At 68.8% G+C, this 1393-nt stretch carries 1 protein-coding gene; it reads right to left on the minus strand.

All coding sequences use genetic code 11. The annotated features are described in order from the left end of the window. Window positions 1-323: 323 nt before the first annotated feature. Window positions 324-896, minus strand: coding sequence for a hypothetical protein (locus ACZ6CZ_RS38040; RefSeq protein ID WP_469030692.1), 573 nt, complete (start codon window positions 894-896; stop codon window positions 324-326). Window positions 897-1393 lie beyond the last annotated feature (497 nt).

Here is a 1393-nt window from a genome sequence, read left to right on the forward strand (position 1 = left end):
TGGGTCTGCAGGCCGCAGGTGACGTGCAGGGAGCGGGTGCCCTGGTCGGCGGAGACAGCGTGCCACACGCCGCGCGGCACGCGACCACATCGGTGACGCCGACTCCGCCGACTCCTGACCTGCCCCGCCCCACCGCGTGCGGCCCGGCGCGGCGGCGGTGTCGACGCGCGACACCGGCTGCCCGATGACGAGAGGGGTCAGCCGATCCGGCTCTGTCGGCTTCTCCCCGGGGCGCAGGCCCGCAGCAGCCGCGCGGCCGCGGCGTGGGCGCAGGCCCCTGCTGGGCCGGGGCCTGCCGCTGTCGGCCTTCCTTGAGCGGGGGGTCAGGCGGCCGACCGCGGGGCGATCTTCCAGCGCATGTTGGTGGGCGCGTTGGTTCCGGTGAAGTGCTTGAGGGTCACGTACACATCAGGGTGGGGGTAGTTCTGTGACTGCGAAGTGATCGCCCACTGCCGGAAGTTCACTCCGGCCGGGGTGATGGTGTAGGTCTCGGAGGTGCCGTCCTCGCGGACGATCCAGTCCTGTGCCGGACCGGCGTTGCAGCCGGTCACGGTCAGCGGGCCGTTGTCCTTGGCGTTGTCCGGGACCGTCAGACAGGCCGGGGTCGGGTTCTTGATCGGTTCGGTCTCGATGACGTAGTGGTCGCCGTACTTCTGCTTGAGTCGCCAGACCGACCCCGAGCCCTCATTGGCCAGCGGCCACGGGTACCACACCTGGACGTACTGCGGCCGGTTCTCATTCTGGGTGTCGGTCTGCAGGTAGAAGCCGGTCGAGGCGTTGCTGATGACCACCGCCTGGTCGCTCGGGGGGTAGCCGGGGCCGTTGGCCGCGGCCGGGGCGACCGCAGCCACGCTTGCGGAGAGTGCCAAACCGAGCAGGAGAGCGATCTTGCGCATGGACGGTCCCTTTCGTCGAACGGCATCAGCCAGTGGCATCTGTCGTCGGCATCCCTGCTCCATACGGTCGACTGCAAAATGCGCCCACCCTGAATGACTCCGAATGAGGGAGGGTGTTCGGATTGGCGTACGACTCGGCGGCTCGCCGGTTCTGCACCCACGGTAACTACTCTTGACCGACCCGGTGACATCACTGACGAGATGCGCCAAGCCGCGGACACGAGCCGGCGGCAGGGACTGCAGAAGGACCTTCACACTCTCGCGGCCAGCATCCGCGCCGACGCCGAAGGCCGACACGCCGGCGCGTAGCGCGGATGGCAGGCCGGAGTCGAGTGGACGCTGCTGTGAAGCGAGATCACCGCCACGCACTCCACCTCGCCGCCATCCTCATCTGGGCACGCCGATGACCACGGAACAAGAACCTAGACCCGTTCCAGCGGGCGGTGAGGGGGTGGCGGGTGCTCGACCTGGATGGAATCGTCGGGGCGGACGGTTCC

The organism is Streptomyces sp. NPDC041135 (assembly GCF_055592085.1).

Excerpts from the sequence above, each read along its gene's own strand:
- ACZ6CZ_RS38040 (WP_469030692.1), bottom strand. The coding sequence starts at position 896 with ATGCGCAAGATCGCTCTCCTGCTCGGTTTGGCACTCTCCGCAAGCGTG.